Source organism: Hydrocoleum sp. CS-953 (assembly GCF_002260545.1).
Lineage (GTDB): Bacteria > Cyanobacteriota > Cyanobacteriia > Cyanobacteriales > Microcoleaceae > Trichodesmium.
In genome coordinates, this window is record NZ_LGSU01000241.1 from 1 (window position 1) to 2525 (window position 2525).

Consider the following 2525-nt stretch of genomic DNA (forward strand, 5'->3'; position numbering starts at 1 on the left):
CTTGACATTTCTAAATCCTAAAACCCTTTATTAGTCTACTATTCCCTATTCCCTATTCCCTATTCCCTAGCGCGTAGCGCTATAAAAGATAACAGCTATTGCTAAAATTCAGGTTTGGGTAAGAATTATTAAGTGCATTTTTACAGAGAAATGGTATTACCTGTTCCCTGCAAAAAATCCATATCTTTTTCGCAGAGGTCTATTGTCGTGATTATTATTTTCTAAAATAGGAAATTTTGTCGATCAACCCGGTCTTATGGGTAAATCCTATGAGACATCTGCGATAATAAAAAATAAAATCAATTATCGCACAGAAATCATCAATTTTTTGCCTCCTACTCCCTACTCCCTACTCCCTACTCCCTACTCCCTACTCCCTACTCCCTACTTTATTGAGATGTCTATTGAGAAATGTCACAAAAGCTGATTACTAAACTAACACCTGAGCAAAAAGTTTTAATTCCAGTTTATCGGGAAAAGTGGCAGAAAATAGCACTTTATACCCAACCTATTAACCGTCAAAAAGCTGCAGAAGCAATTCAATTCGCTTATAGTTTGATGGGCGATCCAAATCCAGAAATTGTATTTTCTGATAGTCCCCAAGCAGCTTTTGATATTCTGCTTGATAAAATTTGGCAGCGATGGGAAAGTAAAGATGATTATGGGCATCGTCATATTTTCAAGGATAGGTGGGAACTTTTGATAAATGAACTAGAAATGCAAGTTGCCCATGAATTATTTACAGAAATAGATCGTAAAATGGGGGAAGGTTCGCTACAACCTGGGCAACTTTGGAGTCATATTCTTTACTCGCAAATAGAAGAAGAATGGCAAGATATAGTATCAGAAATTTCTATAAAGTTATTGTGTCTTTGGAGTTATCCTATTCCTACAGAATTATGGAGTAGTTATGTTGCTTCGGTAGATTTTTGTATTTCTGTTCTGAACTGCAATTATAATTCAGATGATTGGCAAGTATTGGAGTCTATTGTCAAACATTGTGGTTGGATATATCCTTTGAGAAATCTTTGCATTATTTGCGATCGCCCCAGAAAGTTATTATTAGATGATGAATATCGTCTCCATGCTGTAGAAAAACCAGCAATTGAATTTAGTGATGGTTATAGTTTATATGCTTATCATGGTGTGAGATTACCAGAAGCATACGGAAAATTAAATCCCCAAGAATGGCAGCCAGAATGGCTTTTAACTACAAAAAATGCCGAACTTAGACGAGTCTTAATTGAGGAAATTGGTTATGAGAAAATTTGCCAAGATTTGCAAACTATAGAAATAGATAACTGGCAAGAATATACTCTTTTCAGAATAGATGATGATGCCGATATTGAGCCAATATTTATTTTAAAAATGATTTGCCCAAGCACCGGAAATATTCATACTTTGAGAGTACCTCCTAATGTTAATTCGGCAAAAGAAGCAGTTGAATGGATAAATTGGGGAGTCGATCCAGAAGATTTTTCTATACAAACTTAATCCATGGGAAGACTAATATTGTTGAGAGTAGTGCCGTGACACACCTAAAATATTGCAATAGTCCAGCCGGGTTCTGGTTAAATTATTGAGGTGAAAAAATTCAATCATATCAACCCATCCCAATAATTTAATTCACTTTAAATCAATTGAAAAATTTATTGTATAAGTTAGGTTTATTTAATTTCAAAAGTTCAAACTATAGTATTTTCCTAATCAGTCTAATACCAATTTAATCAAATATTGCTACAGTAACGACACAGAGAATAGGGAATAGGGAATAGGAAACAGGGGAAGAAAAACATAAATATTACAGAAGAAAAAAGGTTTGATTTCCATAATTTATGGGATTGATATTTTTTTCTTGTAGGAATAAATCAAAAAATCCGATGTAACTGCCTTTTTTGAAAATGGTCTAAGTTCTCTAGGTTCACAAGCTAAAATAAAAATAAATCTCTGGAAAAAACAAGATCAAATTATGACAAGTCTTACTAAATGGACGGTAGAAGATTATCATCGTATGATAGATGCAGGAATAGTACAAGATCGTAAAGTAGAACTAATTAATGGAGAAATTATTAATATGAGTCCAGAAGGACCAATTCATCGTTTTATAAATCATAGAACAGTCAAATATTTACGTCATATTTTAGGAAATCTTGCAGAAGTAATGGAAGCACATCCTATTACTTTAGTTAACTCTGAACCAGAACCAGATATTAGCATTGTTCGTTCTCCCGATACATTATATTTAGAACGTCATCCTTATGTAGAAGATATTTACTGGATTATTGAGATTGCTGATAGTACATTACAAAAAGATTTAGGAACTAAAAAAACATTATATGCCAATTCAGGAATAAAAGAATATTGGGTAATTGATATTGCTAAAAAAAATTTAAAAGTATTTCGCAATCTAATGAATAATGAATATCAAATTGAACAAAACTATCAAGATGGAATTATTTTTCCCCTGGCGTTTCCTTCAGTAGAGATTTCTGTCAAAAAAATAATTGGATTTGATTAAAGGGATA

The 2525-nt window shown here is 32.9% G+C and carries 2 protein-coding genes; both read left to right on the top strand.

Going from position 1 to position 2525, the window contains the following annotated elements; genetic code table 11:
* The first annotated feature begins 411 nt into the window (after positions 1-411).
* The gene (locus AFK68_RS02070) at positions 412-1494 is read left to right on the top strand and encodes a DUF6745 domain-containing protein (RefSeq protein ID WP_094671239.1); all 1083 of its coding nucleotides are present in this window, start codon (positions 412-414) and stop codon (positions 1492-1494) included.
* A gap of 475 nt (positions 1495-1969) precedes the next feature.
* Positions 1970-2518: a Uma2 family endonuclease gene (locus AFK68_RS02075; RefSeq protein WP_094671241.1), complete on the top strand. Its 549-nt coding sequence runs from the start codon at positions 1970-1972 to the stop codon at positions 2516-2518.
* Positions 2519-2525 lie beyond the last annotated feature (7 nt).